Genomic DNA, 16,779 nt, shown 5'->3' with positions numbered 1-16,779 from the left:
TGTTTTCCGATTTAAAGTGGACACGTTTTTACCGATTGTGCTTCATCAATATTCAGTAGCGTAATCATGGCGTCTGCAATTTCTCTCTCGCCCATGATGACCTGATTGGCGCCATGTTCGGTAATGTAGTTAACTTCATCGTCATAATGCGCTCTGGCGATAATGATCAGATCTTCCCGTTTGGAACGGGCTGCGGCCACGATTTCTCCGGCTTCATAACCGTTGGGGATGGTCAGCAGAAGCCAACGAGCACAGTCCAGATGCGCAATGTCCATAATGTCTGGCCTGGTGGCATTGCCCAGTATGGCTTTGATGCCTTGTTCACGTAAGGCATCGACACGGGTGCGCGAAGTTTCGACCACTACTATCGGGATATCGGCCTGGTGCAGACGTGATCCGATTAAGCTTCCGACTCGACCGTAACCCACCAGCAGCACATGGTTGCATAAATTTACCGGGATCTGTTTTTCCTCTTCAATCGCCTCTTCCACGATCTGTTCTTCGATAGTTTCTGTTTTCATCAGATAACGACCCAGCAAGGAAAATAGCAGCGGGTTGATCATAATAGAAAGAATAGCGCCCGCCAGGACCAAATTGCGGGCATTCTCGGTCAGCAAGCCGATCGAAATACCCAGTCCGGCGAGAATGAACGCGAACTCACCGATTTGTGCCAGACTGACGGAGATCGTCAACGCGGTACGTTTAGAGTGTCCGAACAGTTTCACCAGTACAAAAGCGGCCACTGATTTACCCAATACAATGATTAATAGTGTTCCTAGTACGGCAATAGGTTCGTTGAGCAGAATCATCGGATCAAACAGCATACCCACAGAGACGAAAAACAGTACTGCGAAGGCGTCCCGCAGCGGTAGTGTGTCGTGGGCTGCCCGCTGGCTGAGTTCTGATTCGTTTAACACTACACCAGCAAAAAAAGCACCTAAGGCAAAAGAGACGTCGAACAGTTTGACGGCACCGAAGGCAATGCCCAGTGACATCGCCAGCACTGCCAATGTGAATAATTCCCGTGAACCTGTACTGGCGCTTTTAGCCAGTATCCACGGCACAGCACGACGACCAACCACCACCATCAGCGTAATAAAGGCAATCACTTTACCGAGTGTCCAGCCTAAATCGTACAGTAACTGATAGATATTTGTGGTCGACGATTCAAACATATGGCCGAATGCTGGCAATAACACGAGTGTGAGCACCATGACCAAATCTTCCACTATCAGCCAGCCGATGGCTATTTTCCCACGCTGACTATCAATGAGTTGGCGTTCTTCCAGTGAACGCAGCAGCACCACGGTACTGGCAGTGGAAAGACACAATCCGAAAACCAATCCGTTTGGTAAACTCCAGCCCAGCAGGGAAGAAAGACCGATACCCAACAGTGTAGCAACCGCAATCTGCGCAATAGCGCCGGGGATAGCGATAGATTTTACTGCCATCAAATCTTTCAGGGAAAAATGCAGGCCAACCCCAAACATCAACAGAATTACCCCCAATTCGGCAATTTCGATCGCTAACTTGGCATCAGCTACAAAACCGGGTGTAAAAGGACCGACCAGCACGCCAGCAAGCAGATAGCCTACCAATGGGGAAATCCGCAAACGATTCGCCAGAATACCCAGTAGAAAAGCAAGTACCAGACCTACAGCCATAGTGGATATTAGCGGTGTTGTGTCATGCATCCTGACTCCTTTGCTTATAGATAAACGTGAATGAGCGAAGGTTCCATAGCCGATGAGGTCAGATGGCTCATGTCGTTTTCAACCTTACTGTATCGCTTATACGCCATGCATAGGATTAAAGCGTTTGTGGGATAGGCTCATTAATTAAGTGTACATGTATATGGAAAACATAATGTGGGGAAATAAAAGAATTTTGTGATAAATCCTAATTAAACCATGTTTTGAATTATAACATGTATTTATCGGTATATTTGTTATTTTGTAATTGAATTATATGAATAATTAATTACTATAAATCTAATCATTGATGATTTCATGATGGGCTTATATACCCAAAATAATTCGAGTTGCAGGAAGGCGGCAAGAGAGTGAATCCCGATGAGCTTACTCAGATAAGTGATTCGGGTGAACGAACGCAGCCAACACACCTGTAACTTGAAGTATGACGGGTATAGACACATTGGCGATGATAGATCATATTCTGACTGTCATTACATGGGAAAATGTAGGGTTATATGCCTGATGGCTTGCAATTACATGAAAGGTTCTGTTTATCGATGATTACTTTGTGAATCAGTCCAGAACCTTCATGGTGTTTTCGGTAGGGGGAAGGGGAACCTGCATCTTGAGATGCAGGATATGTATCAGAATCTAACCGCGATGCCTTCAGCCGGCAAAACATCGTGCAGACCTTCTTGCACCAGTGATTCACGGGAGATTTCTTTAATGTTTTTCGCGCCGGTTAGCGTCATTGCTACACGCATCTCTTTGTCGATGAGGTTCAGAAGGTTGGCCACCCCCGTCTTACCGTTAGTGGCCAGTGCATATAGGTACGCACGACCTAGCAGTACGCTGTCAGCACCCAACGCAATCATCCTCACCACATCGAGTCCGCTGCGAATACCGCTGTCGGCAAGAATGGTGATATCGCCTTTCACCGCATCAGCAATGGCGGGCAGGGCGCGACACGATGAGAGCACACCGTCGAGCTGGCGGCCACCGTGGTTGGAGACGACAATCCCGTCGGCACCGAAACGTACCGCATCACGGGCGTCCTGAGCATCCAGGATTCCTTTAATGATCATCGGCCCATCCCAGAATTCGCGGATCCACTCTAAATCGCTCCACGAAATGGACGGGTCAAAGTTATTCGCCAGCCAGCCGATGTAATCTTCAAGCCCAGTCGGTTTTCCCAGGTACGCGGAGATATTTCCCAGGTCATGCGGACGGCCATGCAGACCTACATCCCAGGCCCACTGCGGATGGGTCACTGCCTGCCAGTAGCGGCGTAGCGCGGCATTGGGGCCACTCATGCCGGAGTGCGCATCGCGGTAGCGAGCCCCCGGCGTCGGCATGTCCACGGTGAATACCAGTGTGGAGCAGCCCGCCGCTTTGGCGCGCTCCAGCGCGTTGCGCATAAACCCGCGATCTTTGAGCACATACAACTGGAACCACATTGGACGGTTGATGGCTGGGGCAACCTCTTCAATCGGGCATACCGACACGGTGGACAGTGTGAAGGGAATGCCTTTGTCTGCGGCGGCTTGCGCGGCTTGTACTTCTCCCCGACGTGCGTACATGCCACATAGCCCAACCGGGGCGAGGGCGACCGGCATGGAGAGCGTCTCATTAAACAGAGTGGTTTCCAGACTTAGTGCCGACATGTTTTTCAGCACACGCTGCTTCAGCGCCACTTGTGCCAGGTCCTCCACGTTGCGGCGCAGCGTGTGCTCGGCATACGCACCACCGTCAATGTAGTGAAACAGAAACGGCGGTAATCTGCGTTGTGCTGCGGCGCGGTAATCAGTTGCAGCGGAAATAATCATGGCTTGTCTTTCCTTTTAACATCGGTATTTTCATCTGGTAGCCGGGTAATGCGTGATTGCCGGGCTTCATCTTCGTGCAGGTTTTTGATGGTGGTGTGGACAAACCCGAGGTGTGCTCGTGCGGCTTTGCTCGCGCGTTCCGGGTCGCCATCCAGAATTGCCCGCAGCAGTTCATCATGTTGTTCGGTGAGGTGGGCAAAGATGGTCGGTACGGTGTACATACGCTGGCGGCTGTGCATCACCGAAGACTGAAGTAAATCGAAAAAACCGCGCATAGTCTGGAGTAGCACCACATTGTGCGAGGCTTCGGCGATAGCGAGGTGAAAACGCACGTCGGCCTGGGCAGCCAAATCTGGGTTGTCACTCTCTTTAAATTTCAACGTAGCATCAAAACAGGCCCTGAGTTTCTCTTTGTCCGCCTCGGTGGCGCGCATTGCTGCGTGCCAGGCAGTGCTGGCCTCAATGGCGTGACGTGCTTCCAGAATGTCGTAGCGATAACCGGGGTCGTTTTCCACCAGTGTTTTCAACGGCTGGACGATACGCTGTTCCGACCAGGGTTCGCGCTCGTAGCGCACATAGGTGCCACCGCCACGGCGGCTGATCAGCACCCCTTCGCTGATCAATTTCTGGATCGCCTCGCGCAGCGATGAGCGAGAGACACCCAGTTCGGTGGCGAGCTGCCGTTCCGCGGGCAAGCGCATGCCCGCATCCAATTTTCGTTCATGAATCAGTGCCTTCACCTGTTCCACCAAGTGGTCGGCGAGGCGTGGAGCAGACAGCGTCATGGAATCATCCAGGTTAAGATATAGGCTTGAAGGGTAGTGATCACCCCTACCATGCAGGTGAAAATTAAGCTGTGTTTCACGGTAAAGCGGAACAGCTCAGACTCTTTACCCACCAGACCCACCGCTGCACAGGCAATGGCAATGGATTGTGGCGAGATCATCTTCCCGGTAACGCCACCGGTGGTATTGGCAGTCACCAGTAGCAGGTCGGAGACGCCAATTTGCTGTGCTGTGGTGGCTTGCAATGCGGCAAACAGCGCGTTTGATGAAGTATCGGATCCGGTGAGGAACACGCCCAGCCAGCCGAGAAACGGTGAGAAGAACGTGAACGCATGGCCGGTATGCGCCAGAGCCAGAGCGAGCGTGGCGGAAAGGCCAGAGTAGTTCGAGATAAATGCGAACGCCAGCACCATGCCGATGGAGTAAATTGGTAGCGCCAGCTCTTTAAGGGTCTCCGTAAAGGTGGCCACGGCGGCGGCGGGTTTCATACGCAGATAGACAATGGACATCAGCGCGGCGACCAGAATGGCGGTGCCAGTGGCGGAGAACCAGTCAAATTTGTAGACCGCTGCGTACGGTAGAACGTTAGCTACCACGGGTGGCATTTTTGCGACCAGTTCGTTGAGGAACGGTACGGGGACATTGATAACCCAGTTTGCCAGCGTACCGCCCGAGGCAAACAACGCTTTAAACGGCGGAATGCTCCATAGCGTGACCGTGGTGGTCAAGAAAATAAACGGCATCCAGGCGCGAATCACTTGCCCGATAGAGTAGTTGCCGCGCTCAAGCGTCTTGTCCACCATTGAGGCACCGAGATCGCCAAAGCGGAAAATACGTACTGGCTTCCAGACGCGCAGGAATGCTGTCAGACATACCAATGAGACCAGCGACGAGATGATATCCGGTAGTTCCGGCCCGAGAAAGTTGGAACTGAGGTACTGGGCAATGGCAAATGAGCCGCCGGCGACCATGACCGCTGGCCAGGTCTCCTTGATGCCACGCCAGCCGTCCATGATCGCCATGATCCAGAACAGCACAATAATAGTCAGGAAGGGTAACTGACGGCCAACCATCTGGCCGATTTCAAAACTATTCAATCCAGTGACCTGACCAGCAACGGTAATCGGGATGCCCATGGCACCGAACGCGACGGGGGCGGTGTTGACAATCAGGCACAACCCGGCGGCGTACATCGGGTTAAAACCCAGTCCCACCAGCAGTGCGGCGGTGATCGCGACTGGCGCGCCAAAGCCAGCGGCCCCTTCAAGAAACGCTCCAAAGGAGAAGCCGACAATCAGCATTTGCAGACGTTGGTCGGGGGTGATGGAGAGAATTGATGAGCGGATGATGTCGAACTGCCCGGTTTTTACCGAGATTTTGTAGACGAACACGGCAGCGATAATGATCCACGCAATCGGCCACAGGCCGTAGAAGAAACCGTAAGCCACCGAGGCGACAGCGCGGTCAACCGGCATGTGGTAGAAAAAAAGTGCTACCAGTAGGGCGAGAGCCACAGTAAAGGTAGCTGCCATATAGCCTTTAAGTTTGAGCTTTATCAGCGCGAAGAAAAAAAACAGAATCGGGATGGCGGCGATGAGGCTTGATAGCCAGATGTTACCGACCGGATCGTAGACTTGTTGCCAGACTTGCATGCAGGTATCTCCAGAACGTGATGTACTTATTATTTCTTACTTGATTGGTAGGACCAATCTTGTTATGTAAGACAAATGATGACCAATCGTTGATCCAGTGTTAACAAATGGCAATGGATGTGTTGTTTTTTTTGTCGTTATGCCTAAAACGGTCACATTTTCTATTTGATTGGTAGGACCAATATGAGGACTGATGTCAGAAGGGATCGGTGATCGTCAGGCAGAATTGAAAAACCGTGATTTAACGGTGACTGTGCAGCGTGGTCCGATGATACGCTTTGTGTGACGGGGGAACGTTATCCGCTACTGTGTTACGAAGCGGTAGCCGAGAGTCCACTGGCCGCGAAACCCCCGACTACCAACTTTTTTAGTCTCGTTTGGCGATATCGGCGAAATTGGCTTTCAGCAGATGCGCGAGATCTGATGCGGCCAGTTCAATATCCAGACCGCGTTTTCCCCCGGAAATAAAAATGGTGCCAAACTGTTGTGCCATTTCATCAATCACGGTAGGCAGTAATTTTTTTTGACCCAGCGGGCTGATCCCACCGACCAGGTAGCCCGTAACCCGTTGGGCAATTTGTGGGTCGGCCATATCGGCTTTTTTGGCGGACAGCGCTTTTGCCACTTTTTTCAAGTCCAGCTGACTGGCGACGGGGGTGACAGCCACCGCCAGTTTTTTTGCATCGCCGTTTAATGCGACCAACAGTGTTTTATAGACCTGCTGCTTATCCAGGCCAAGCTTGCTTGCGGCTTCTTCACCGAAATTGGTTTCATCAGTATCGTGATGGTAACTGTGAAGCGTAAAGGTGATGTTATTCTTCTCAAGCAGTTTTACTGCGGGAGTCATGATGTCACGGTCCTTACATGGGATAGGTTGTTCAATGAGTCTGTAATAATTGGGGCAGGTTGCCGTCGCCATACAGATGAAGTGCACCGACGGCCACGACATACTGCCCGGGAGGCAGCGTTATTAACCGTTGTTTCCAGTGACGGTTACGTTGATTCATTAACAGTTCCGACATTTCATTGCCAAATGTAGGCGGAATCTGCTCAGTTAAAACGGGTTTGCCGTTTAACCACCAACTCACCATGGTTTGCAGTAGCCGGGCGTTGGTGTGCCAGTGGATTAATGTGTCCTCTAACAGTTGCGCTCCGCCATAGGGTAATTGTTGTAGCAATCCTACCTGTGCTTGCTGACCTTCCAGTTCAATAATTTCCAGCCCTTGCTCTCTGGCCGCCGTAATCAACTGATAGTCGATACCATAGTCGGGCCGCAATCCCAGCATCAGGGCCTGCCGAGCCTGTAGCATTAAGGCTATCTGCCAGGCGGGGAGATGTTCAATACTGTCATAATTGAAAGTCAACTCGGTACATAATTTTTTCAATAACGCGTCGGTTTTTGTATCCAGCCGCTCCGCCAGCGGTGGTTCGCTCTCAATATCGCTGAATGGCGAGCTTTGGTCTGAAATATCGGCTTCTACCACCAGTGCTGAAGCGTGTTGCAGTTGCCGACGTAATTCAACGGGCAACGGAGACATATCAATAGTTCCCATGTGAATACTGCCCACCAGATGAAATTGCCGCTGGTTTGCTACCTGAACATCGACGGCGGGGTAGGCATAGCCTCCTGGAGAGATAAAACCCAGAAATGTCGCCATTTGTCGTAGCAGTTGCCTCATACGCATTGTCTCCTGTGATGATCTCTCCATGCTAAACGCATCAAGGGACAAGTTGTATCGGTATTAGACCGAAAAGAGAGAGTTTGTTTGACCACCCTTGAGTGGTCAGGTGTTTACATCAGGAGCGGGGAGTGAAACGCAGCAATCGGTTAGCGTTGCTGACTACCGTGATGGAAGAGAGTGCCATGGCTGCTCCGGCGATGACCGGACTGAGTAGTGTTCCGGTAATGGGGTAAAGCACGCCGGCAGCGATAGGGATACCCAGCGAGTTATAGATAAACGCTCCCATAAGGTTTTGTTTCATATTTCGCAGCGTAGCGCGCGATAGCGCCAGCGCATCGGCCACGCCATGCAAACTATGGCGCATTAGCGTCATAGCGGCCGTTTCGATAGCGATATCACTGCCGCCGCCCATGGCGATTCCCAGATCTGCCTGAGCCAGCGCTGGTGCATCGTTGATACCATCACCAATCATGGCAACGCGTTTACCCTGTGCCTGTAAGGCTTTAATCGCATCCGCCTTGCCGTCCGGCAACACTCCGGCGATGACTTGATCGATACCGGCTTCTTTGGCAATCGCGTTGGCGGTCACCGGGTTATCTCCCGTCAGCATGACTAATTGATATCCCTGTTGATGCAGGCGCTGTAATGCACTTGCGCTATCCTGGCGCAGTGGATCGAATATTGAGAACAGTGCAACGATTTGACCGTTCGCCGCCAACAACACCGGGGTAACGCCACGCTCTGCCTGCTGCTGCAAGCGTTGCTGAGGTGATAACCCATCAGGTTGGACGGTGGTAAGTGCAACCTGATGTTGGCTTAGCAGTGACGGATTGCCCAATAACAAGGATATCGAATCAGCCTGCCCGCTGACACCCAACCCCCGCAATGTCCGAAATTGGGTGATTTCACTGAGAGGCAGTCCGTCAGCCTGGTTGACGATAGCTTTTGCCAGTGGATGATTGGCCCCCTGTTCCAGCGATGCCGCCCAGATAAGCGCTTGTTGCTCACTGATGTCGCCAAAAGTATGGATTTTCACTACCCGTGGTTGCCCTTCGGTCAATGTCCCGGTTTTATCGAATACCAGTACATCCAGTCGACTGGCCTGTTGCAGTGAGTCCGCATCACGTACCAGTACACCCAGTTCGGCGGCCCGCCCAACGCCAGAGATAATGGACATCGGGGTCGCCAAACCCAATGCACAAGGGCAGGCGATGATCAGTACTGTGGTGGCGATCACCAGTGTGTAGATGATTTGCGGTGGTGGTCCGATGAAATACCAGATGGCTCCGCTGATCAGCGCAATCGCGACCACTATTGGTACAAACACGGCAGAAATTCGGTCTGCCAGTTGGCCAATGGCAGGTTTGCTGCTCTGAGCCTGACGAACCATGTGAATGATTCGGGCCAGGGTAGTCTGGTTGCCAATCGCTTCAGCCCGAAAGGTGGCGCTGCCATCCTGCACCAGTGTACCGGCATGGATTTTCTCGCCGGTTGATTTTTGTTGCGGAATCGGCTCACCAGTAAGCATGGCTTCATCCATCCACAGGTCGCCTTGCAGAATTTCACCATCAACTGGCACTCGGTCGCCGGTGGTCAGACGCAGTGTCATTCCGCTCTTCACTTCCGCCAGTGGGATAAGTTGATCTCCCTGTGGAGTGACAGCTCGTGCCGTCGGGGGGGTTAAATCCAGCAGGTGTTCCAGTGCACGAGATGACCGTTGACGGGCTCGTTGCTCCAGTGCATGACCGAGATTAATTAGACCGATGATCATGGCGCTGGCCTCGTAATAGAGGTGACGCGCTTCCAGTGGGAAGCTATCCGGCCAGAGGTTGACGGTGATGGAATATAGCCAGGCGGCACTCGTCCCCAACGCTACCAGCGTATCCATGGTGGCGCCGCCGTTGCGCAGGCTGCGCCAGGCGTTGCGATAGAAGTGTCCTCCGGCAAAGATCATCACGGCCAGTGTGAGCACACCTATCATCAGCCACGGAGTACGATTCCCGGCGGTTAATGTCATACTACCGCCCAGAACGCCCCACAACATCAACGGGATACCCAGTAGTAAACTCAGTGCCGCCTGCCACTGGAAACGCCGAACGTTTTGCTGTGCTGTTTGCTGCTGACGCGCCCGTCGCTCCTCTTCGTCCAGAATGATCTCAGCGCCATAGCCCGCGTTTTCCACTGCGTCGATCAATGCCTGATGCGATGCTGTTCCGCTGACCAATGCACTACGCTCGGCCAGATTGACCCGGGCCTGGGTGACGCCGCTGACGTTCTCAAGCGCCTGTTGTACCCGATTTACACAGCTGGCGCAGCTCATACCTTGCAGTAAGAGCTGAATACTCTCTTCGTCATCTGTATTTTCAGTGATGGCCGGAATGGATACTGAAGCCGCTGACAGCATTTCCGGCGTAGTTGCTATCGGTGTCAGCGGCTCAGTTTTTGGGTGAGCAGCACCTGTAGTGTCGCTGGCATGGAAACCAGCCTGTTCAACAGCTTGCACTAGTGTGTCTGGGGTTACGTCACCGTAAATCAGCGCTTGTTCCAGTGAAACATCCACTGCACTAACATCAGGAACGGCTTCCAGCGCTTTACGGACCGACGCCACACAATGCTGGCAGTTCAGACCGGAAAGCTGCAAGGTGACGTCCGGTATGGTGGCGGGGCTGGCTTTATAGCCAGCCTGCTCTATCGCAGCAATCAGCGTGTGGTTGTCTGCTTCGCCGGTAATTTTGGCATACTTTAGTGATACCTCTGCATGTTCCACATCCGGACGATCTTCCAGTGCTTTTTTTACTCGCCCAATACAGTGCTCGCAGGACAAACCCTGTAGTGACAATACAATAGTTTGAGACATAATAATTTTCTCCCGTGATCACAACCGTTGGTCAAACTCGTTGACCGGTCGTATGATTTCCACTAGTTATAAGATAGGTTAAACCTTCCAGCAAGGGGAGGGTCAAGGGGGAATAATGAACATTAGCGACGTAGCCAAAAAAACCAGTCTTAGCAGCAAGACAATCCGTTTTTATGAGGAAAAAGGGTTATTGACGGCACCATTACGTTGTGAAAATGGCTATCGTAGTTATAACGCTCATCATGTTGAAGAACTGACACTACTGCGCCAGGCACGCCAGGTTGGGTTTAGTCTGGAAGAGTGTCGTGAGCTGGTCACGCTGTTTAATGACCCGATGCGGCACAGTGCTGATGTCAAAGCACGAACCCTGCAAAAAGTTCGGGACATTGAAGTACAGATTGAAGAATTAAAACACATGCGTCAGCGCTTGATGGCGATGGCCGATGAGTGTCCTGGTGACAACAATGCAGAGTGTCCGATTATGAGCCATCTGTCCGGGTGTTGCCATCAGGATACCGTACTGCCGTCGGGAGAGAATAACTCCCGCTAGGTGTTAAGGGCGCGGACATGTAGTGTAATGCCTTCAACGGCGATCACTTCCACGACCGTACCTGCCGCCAAATCCTGTCTGGTTGTCACCCGCCAGGTACTATCACCGATTCTGACGCGACTAAACCCGTCCACGACCGGTTCAGTTAGTGTGACTCGTAGTCCGACCAATTGCTGTCCACGTTGGTTCAGTGTAGAGGGGGGACGATTTAGTGCGCGTTTACGCAGCCAATACCACCAGAGCAGGGCGGTGATAATGGTCAGAATGGCAAATGCGGTCCCCTGCCACGGCCAGCTTATCGGCACCAGCCAGACCAGTAACCCAACCAGTACTGCGGACATCCCGCTCCATAACAGATAGCCGCTGGTACCCAGCATCTCGGCTGCCAGCAACAGGCCGCCGAGTGATAACCAGAACCAGTGCGCATTTTCCATCACCAGTTCAATTCCCATCATTGACCTCGATTATCCTGGCTGCTTTTTATCAGTTCGGTAATGCCGCCAATCGCCCCCATCAAATTACTGGCCTCCAGTGGCATCATAATCACTTTACTGTTGCTGGCGGAGCCGATGGTTTTTAGCGCATCAGTATATTTCTGTGCTACAAAATAGTTGATTGCCTGAATGTTACCCGCCGCAATTGCTTCAGATACCATCTGCGTGGCACGGGCTTCGGCTTCGGCTGCACGTTCGCGGGCCTCGGCTTCTAAAAATGCGGACTGACGAAGACCTTCCGCGTTCAGAATCTGTGACTGCTTCTCCCCTTCGGCTTTCAGAATCGCGGCCTGACGGATACCTTCCGCTTCAAGAATATCGGCACGTTTGTTACGTTCGGCTTTCATCTGCGCGTTCATGGCAGCAATCAATTCTGCTGGCGGACGAACATCACGGATCTCTATTCGGGTGATTTTAATACCCCATGGATTGGTTGCTTCGTCGACAATGTGCAGCAAACGGGTATTAATGCTGTCGCGTTGTGAGAGCATTTCATCCAGTTCCATTGAACCCAGCACGGTACGGAAGTTGGTCATGGTCAGATTAACAATAGCCTGCTCCAGATTGCTGACTTCATAAGCCGCTCGTGCAGGATCGATAACCTGAATAAAGCAAACGGCATCAATGGCTACATTGGCGTTGTCACGTGAGATAATTTCTTGTGACGGGATATCCAGCACTTGTTCCATCATGTTGATCTTGCGGCCGATGCGATCCATAAACGGTACCACCAGATTCAGTCCGGGCATCAGCGTGCGGGTATAACGCCCAAAGCGTTCCACCGTCCATTGGTAACCTTGTGGCACGATCTTGATACCTGACCAGACAATGATCAGCGCGACAAAAATTACGACAGGAATAAACGTAAACATCAATGAGCCTCCAGTGGTTTTTTATATCCCGATTAAGCCGATATCTCATTACACATCATCGGGGGGAACGACGCTCGACGGAGTGGCTGCTGCCTATTCCCAGCAAGCGACCAAACCCCCGTTATCTGCTGATTCGGGATTGTTTGTTAATGATAATATCGGAGATACTGCAATTTGCCCAATTGCTTTGCCGATCTGCTGATTTCATCGCTCTGTTTTCAACTGGATTGAGCAATATGGCTTCACTGAGACGACCGGAAGATGGCGGGACAAGCAGGTGCCGACAATTATTTATTATTGAACGTAATTAGTATGAGGAAATATACCCGTCATACTTTAAGTTGCAGGAGTGTTGGCTGCGTTCGTTCACCCGAATCACTTATCTGAGTAAGCTCATCGGGATTCACTCTCTTGCCGCCTTCCTGCAACTCGAATTATTTTGGGTATAGTGTCTTGCTAGAAAACCATAAAATGAAATATTGCTAACTAGAATAACCTGCGTTATCCGAAATGATTAAGCGACGCCTGTAGCTATAAAAATAAACAGAATAATAGTGCAGTTACAAAGGCATTATTATATATCCAGCTCAATATCATCCACAGGCATGCAGCAGCAGGGCAGAATCTCATCCTGTCGAAGGCAGGCCAGTGGTGCTTGTCGGTAGACCACACTCCCTTTCAGCAGTCGGGTACGACAGGCGCCGCAATAACCAGATCGACACTGATAGTCGACATTTATCCGGTGGGATTCAAGAACATCCAGCAGTGACGAGTGTTCGTCTGAACAGGAAAGCTGCGCACCAGAGATGCGCAGAGTAATTGTTGAAATATTCATGGAAATTACAGTTGGAAATCGCTCAGGTCGCCGGCGTTGATTTCCGAATCAATCTGACCGACTAGATAAGAGCTGACTTCAACTTCTTGTGGCGCCACTTGTACATTGTCTGAAACCAGCCAGGCGTTGATCCACGGAATCGGATTGGTGCGGGTTTCAAACGGTAGTGGTAAACCAACAGCTTGCATACGGATGTTGGTAATATATTCCACATACTGGCAAAGAATGTCTTTGTTCAGGCCAATCATCGAGCCATCGCGGAACAGATAATCTGCCCACTCTTTCTCCTGCTGCGCTGCCAGTACGAACAGATCGTAGCACTGTTGTTGACACTCTTCTGCCACCTGCGCCATTTCCGGGTCGTCATGACCAGCACGCATCAGATTCAGTATGTGCTGCGTTCCTGTCAGATGCAGGGCTTCGTCACGGGCGATCAGCTTGATGATTTTGGCGTTGCCTTCCATCAGCTCGCGTTCAGCGAAAGCAAATGAACAGGCAAAACTGACATAGAAACGAATGGCTTCCAGTGCGTTGACACTCATCAGGCATAGATAGAGTTTTGTCTTCAATACGTGAAGGTTGATAGTAATACTCTTGCCATTGATCTGATGTGTGCCTTCTCCCAGTAGGTGGTAGTAGCTGGTCATTTCAATCAGATCATCATAAAAGCCGGAGATATCTTTTGCCCGTTTGAGAATTTCCTCATTGGTCACAATGTCATCAAATACTAGTGACGGGTCGTTGACAATATTACGGATAATGTGTGTGTAGGAACGGGAGTGAATCGTTTCTGAAAACGCCCAGGTTTCCACCCAGGTTTCCAGCTCGGGAATGGAAATCAGTGGCAGCAAGGCCACGTTTGGGCTGCGTCCCTGGATGGAGTCCAGCAGCGTCTGGTATTTCAGGTTGCTGATAAAAATGTGTTTTTCGTGTTCGGGCATACCCTGATAGTCGATACGGTCGCGGGACACATCGACTTCTTCCGGGCGCCAGAAGAAAGAAAGCTGTTTTTCGATCAGCTTTTCAAAAATTTCATATTTTTGCTGATCGTAACGCGCCACGTTGACTGGCTGGCCGAAGAACATCGGTTCCAGTAGTTGGTCGTTTTTATTCTGTGAAAAAGTGGTATAGGCCATGAGTATCTCGATCTGGCAGTAATGGTTTTCTTGTTAAACACAGAGGCTGTGGAGCAGCCTCTGTAATAGACTCAGATCTTACAAGCACCGCTTTCGCAACCGTCGTCCTGAGGTGTATCCAACAGGTCGCCCTGCGTGTCTTCGGCACCGTCACGGGTGTTCTGGTAATACAGCGTTTTCACACCAAATTTGTACGCTGTGAGCAAATCTTTCAGGAGCTGTTTCATCGGAACTCTCCCTGACGGGAAACGTGCCGGATCGTAATTCGTGTTAGAGGAGATTGCCTGGTCGACAAATTTCTGCATTAACCCTACCAGTTGCAGATAACCATCATTGTTAGGCATGTCCCAGAGTAATTCATATGCATCTTTCAGACGTTCATATTCAGGCACCACCTGACGCAGAATACCGTCTTTGGAAGCTTTCACACTGATATAACCCCGAGGCGGCTCAATACCATTGGTCGCATTAGAGATCTGTGATGAGGTTTCGGATGGCATCAGCGCGGACAACGTAGAGTTACGCAGACCATACTGTTTAATATCCTTACGTAGCGCATCCCAGTCATAATGCAGAGGTTCACTGCAAATGGCGTCCAGATCGCGTTTATATGTATCAATCGGCAGCAGACCTTGTGCATACGTGGTTTCGTTGAACCATGGGCAGGCACCCTGTTCGCGGGCCAATGCATTCGATGCTTTCAGCAGATAATACTGGATGGCTTCAAAGGTTCTGTGCGTCAGGTTATTAGCGCTGCCATCGGAATAGCGCACGCCGTTTTTCGCCAGATAGTAGGCGAAATTAATGACACCAATACCTAAGGTGCGACGGCCCATAGCACCGCGCTTTGCAGCAAGGATCGGATAGTCCTGATAATCGAGCAGAGCATCCAGCGAGCGTACCGCCAGTGTCGCCAACTCTTCCAGGTCGTCCAGACTGTCAATGGCGCCAAGGTTGAACGCGGAAAGCGTGCAAAGCGCAATTTCACCACTTTCGTCATTGACGTCATTCAGCGGTTTGGTGGGCAGCGCGATTTCCAGGCACAGATTGGACTGACGTACTGGCGCTACCTGTGCGTCAAATGGGCTGTGGGTATTGCAGTGATCCACATTCTGAATATAGATGCGGCCCGTGGACGCGCGCTCTTGCATCATCAGGGAGAACAGTTCTACCGCTTTGATCTGCTTTTTGCGGATGCTATCATCCTGTTCATACTTCACATACAACTGTTCGAATGCATCTTGATCGGCGAAGAACGCGTCATAGAGACCGGGAACATCTGACGGGCTGAACAGCGTAATGTCTTCACCCTTAACCAGCCGTTGATACATCAGTTTGTTGAGTTGTACGCCATAGTCGAGATGACGGACGCGGTTACCTTCCACACCCCGATTGTTTTTCAGCACCAGCAGACTTTCCACTTCCAGATGCCACAACGGGTAGAACAGTGTGGCCGCACCACCACGTACACCGCCCTGAGAGCAGGATTTCACTGCCGTCTGGAAATGTTTGTAGAAAGGAATACAGCCGGTATGAAAGGCTTCACCACCGCGGATCGGGCTACCCAGTGCACGGATGCGACCGGCGTTGATACCGATACCTGCTCGCTGGGAAACATATTTAACAATCGCACTGGACGTGGCATTGATGGAATCGAGACTGTCGCCGCACTCGATTAGTACACAAGAGCTGAACTGACGGGTCGGGGTGCGCACGCCAGACATAATGGGTGTCGGCAGTGAAATCCTGAACGTGGAAGTGGCGTCGTAGAAGCGTTTGACATAATCCAGACGCGTTTCGCGCGGATAGCCCGAAAACAGGCAGGCTGCGACCAACAGATACAGGAACTGAGCGCTTTCATAGATGTCGCCCGTGACGCGGTTTTGCACCAGATACTTCCCCTCCAATTGCTTGACAGCAGCATAGGAGAAGTTCATATCGCGCCAGTGATCGATAAACATATTCATCTGGGTAAATTCTTCAGGCGTGTAATCATCCAGCAGATGATGATCGTATTTGCCCAGCCCAACCATTTTCACCACATGATCGTACAGTGATGGCGGTTCAAACTGACCGTAAGCTTTTTTACGCAGATGAAAAATGGCCAGACGCGCGGCCAGATACTGATAGTCAGGGCTTTCCCGGGAAATAAGGTCGGCCGCCGCTTTGATAATGGTTTCGTGGATATCAGCGGTTTTTATGCCGTCATAAAATTGAATGTGGGAACGCAATTCAACCTGCGAAACAGAGACGTTGTGTAATCCTTCTGCAGCCCAGGCGATCACCCGGTGGATTTTATCCAGATTGATGCGTTCTTTACTGCCATCGCGTTTGGTAACGAGCAGACTCTGATTCATGTGGCTTAGTACCTGTTATTTCTTTTAACACCCTATCAT

General features: G+C 51.2%; 13 protein-coding genes. 1 reads left to right on the top strand and 12 read right to left on the bottom strand.

The features are described from left to right. Positions 1 to 11: 11 nt before the first annotated feature. The 7 genes from ybaL to copA all read right to left on the bottom strand — a co-directional run bounded on the left by ybaL (position 12) and on the right by copA (position 10,496). Complete coding sequence (gene ybaL, locus RS889_RS16750) at positions 12 to 1,694, bottom strand: YbaL family putative K(+) efflux transporter (protein WP_315708079.1); 1,683 nt, start codon at positions 1,692 to 1,694, stop codon at positions 12 to 14. 644 nt (positions 1,695 to 2,338) lie between these two features. Beyond that, complete coding sequence (gene lldD / locus RS889_RS16745) at positions 2,339 to 3,520, bottom strand: FMN-dependent L-lactate dehydrogenase LldD (protein WP_315708078.1); 1,182 nt, start codon at positions 3,518 to 3,520, stop codon at positions 2,339 to 2,341. Continuing rightward, the gene (lldR, locus tag RS889_RS16740) at positions 3,517 to 4,305 is read right to left on the bottom strand and encodes a transcriptional regulator LldR (protein WP_021015010.1); all 789 of its coding nucleotides are present in this window, start codon (positions 4,303 to 4,305) and stop codon (positions 3,517 to 3,519) included. The genes lldD and lldR overlap by 4 nt, the downstream gene beginning before the upstream one ends. Then, on the bottom strand, positions 4,302 to 5,957 hold the full coding sequence (gene lldP / locus RS889_RS16735) for an L-lactate permease (protein ID WP_315708077.1): 1,656 nt from the start codon (positions 5,955 to 5,957) through the stop codon (positions 4,302 to 4,304). Before lldP ends, lldR begins: the two co-directional genes overlap by 4 nt. A gap of 367 nt (positions 5,958 to 6,324) precedes the next feature. Beyond that, the gene (ybaK, locus tag RS889_RS16730; protein WP_021015013.1) at positions 6,325 to 6,804 is read right to left on the bottom strand and encodes a Cys-tRNA(Pro)/Cys-tRNA(Cys) deacylase YbaK; all 480 of its coding nucleotides are present in this window, start codon (positions 6,802 to 6,804) and stop codon (positions 6,325 to 6,327) included. Positions 6,805 to 6,835: 31 nt separating this feature from the next. After that, the gene (locus RS889_RS16725; RefSeq protein ID WP_290182086.1) at positions 6,836 to 7,636 is read right to left on the bottom strand and encodes a TraB/GumN family protein; all 801 of its coding nucleotides are present in this window, start codon (positions 7,634 to 7,636) and stop codon (positions 6,836 to 6,838) included. A gap of 118 nt (positions 7,637 to 7,754) precedes the next feature. Beyond that, positions 7,755 to 10,496, bottom strand: a complete 2,742-nt coding sequence (gene copA / locus RS889_RS16720; protein ID WP_315708076.1) for a copper-exporting P-type ATPase CopA — start codon at positions 10,494 to 10,496, stop codon at positions 7,755 to 7,757. A 115-nt stretch (positions 10,497 to 10,611) separates the two neighbouring features. Between copA and cueR the strand changes: the two genes are divergently transcribed. Beyond that, positions 10,612 to 11,046, top strand: coding sequence for a Cu(I)-responsive transcriptional regulator (gene cueR, locus RS889_RS16715; protein ID WP_315708075.1), 435 nt, complete (start codon positions 10,612 to 10,614; stop codon positions 11,044 to 11,046). Here cueR and RS889_RS16710 read toward each other — a convergent pair. From RS889_RS16710 to nrdA, 5 genes are all read right to left on the bottom strand, one after another. Beyond that, positions 11,043 to 11,498 carry an NfeD family protein gene (locus tag RS889_RS16710; RefSeq protein WP_021015017.1) on the bottom strand — a complete coding sequence of 152 codons (456 nt, stop codon included), beginning with the start codon at positions 11,496 to 11,498 and terminating at the stop codon, positions 11,043 to 11,045. The two genes, cueR and RS889_RS16710, sit on opposite strands and share 4 nt — an antisense overlap. Continuing rightward, positions 11,498 to 12,412 carry an SPFH domain-containing protein gene (locus tag RS889_RS16705; protein ID WP_290182089.1) on the bottom strand — a complete coding sequence of 305 codons (915 nt, stop codon included), beginning with the start codon at positions 12,410 to 12,412 and terminating at the stop codon, positions 11,498 to 11,500. The genes RS889_RS16710 and RS889_RS16705 overlap by 1 nt, the downstream gene beginning before the upstream one ends. A gap of 574 nt (positions 12,413 to 12,986) precedes the next feature. Continuing rightward, positions 12,987 to 13,247, bottom strand: coding sequence for a class I ribonucleotide reductase maintenance protein YfaE (yfaE, locus tag RS889_RS16700; protein ID WP_037380739.1), 261 nt, complete (start codon positions 13,245 to 13,247; stop codon positions 12,987 to 12,989). A 5-nt stretch (positions 13,248 to 13,252) separates the two neighbouring features. Then, positions 13,253 to 14,383, bottom strand: coding sequence for a class Ia ribonucleoside-diphosphate reductase subunit beta (gene nrdB / locus RS889_RS16695; protein ID WP_315708074.1), 1,131 nt, complete (start codon positions 14,381 to 14,383; stop codon positions 13,253 to 13,255). A gap of 71 nt (positions 14,384 to 14,454) precedes the next feature. Further along, positions 14,455 to 16,740, bottom strand: a complete 2,286-nt coding sequence (gene nrdA, locus RS889_RS16690) for a class 1a ribonucleoside-diphosphate reductase subunit alpha (protein WP_315708073.1) — start codon at positions 16,738 to 16,740, stop codon at positions 14,455 to 14,457. Positions 16,741 to 16,779 lie beyond the last annotated feature (39 nt).

This window comes from Brenneria uluponensis (genome assembly GCF_032395385.1).
Taxonomy (GTDB): Bacteria; Pseudomonadota; Gammaproteobacteria; order Enterobacterales; family Enterobacteriaceae; genus Prodigiosinella; species Prodigiosinella aquatilis.
This window is presented reverse-complemented; position numbering and strand designations above follow the sequence as displayed.

Bases quoted from the DNA above. Each gene is read 5' to 3' on its own strand.
- RS889_RS16725 (WP_290182086.1), bottom strand. From the start codon at position 7,636: ATGAGGCAACTGCTACGACAAATGGCGACATTTCTGGGTTTTATCTCT.
- ybaK (WP_021015013.1), bottom strand. From the start codon at position 6,804: ATGACTCCCGCAGTAAAACTGCTTGAGAAGAATAACATCACCTTTACG.
- RS889_RS16710 (WP_021015017.1), bottom strand. From the start codon at position 11,498: ATGGGAATTGAACTGGTGATGGAAAATGCGCACTGGTTCTGGTTATCA.
- nrdB (WP_315708074.1), bottom strand. From the start codon at position 14,383: ATGGCCTATACCACTTTTTCACAGAATAAAAACGACCAACTACTGGAA.
- ybaL (WP_315708079.1), bottom strand. From the start codon at position 1,694: ATGCATGACACAACACCGCTAATATCCACTATGGCTGTAGGTCTGGTA.
- yfaE (WP_037380739.1), bottom strand. From the start codon at position 13,247: ATGAATATTTCAACAATTACTCTGCGCATCTCTGGTGCGCAGCTTTCC.
- lldR (WP_021015010.1), bottom strand. From the start codon at position 4,305: ATGACGCTGTCTGCTCCACGCCTCGCCGACCACTTGGTGGAACAGGTG.
- lldD (WP_315708078.1), bottom strand. From the start codon at position 3,520: ATGATTATTTCCGCTGCAACTGATTACCGCGCCGCAGCACAACGCAGA.
- copA (WP_315708076.1), bottom strand. From the start codon at position 10,496: ATGTCTCAAACTATTGTATTGTCACTACAGGGTTTGTCCTGCGAGCAC.
- RS889_RS16705 (WP_290182089.1), bottom strand. From the start codon at position 12,412: ATGTTTACGTTTATTCCTGTCGTAATTTTTGTCGCGCTGATCATTGTC.
- nrdA (WP_315708073.1), bottom strand. From the start codon at position 16,740: ATGAATCAGAGTCTGCTCGTTACCAAACGCGATGGCAGTAAAGAACGC.
- lldP (WP_315708077.1), bottom strand. From the start codon at position 5,957: ATGCAAGTCTGGCAACAAGTCTACGATCCGGTCGGTAACATCTGGCTA.
- cueR (WP_315708075.1), top strand. From the start codon at position 10,612: ATGAACATTAGCGACGTAGCCAAAAAAACCAGTCTTAGCAGCAAGACA.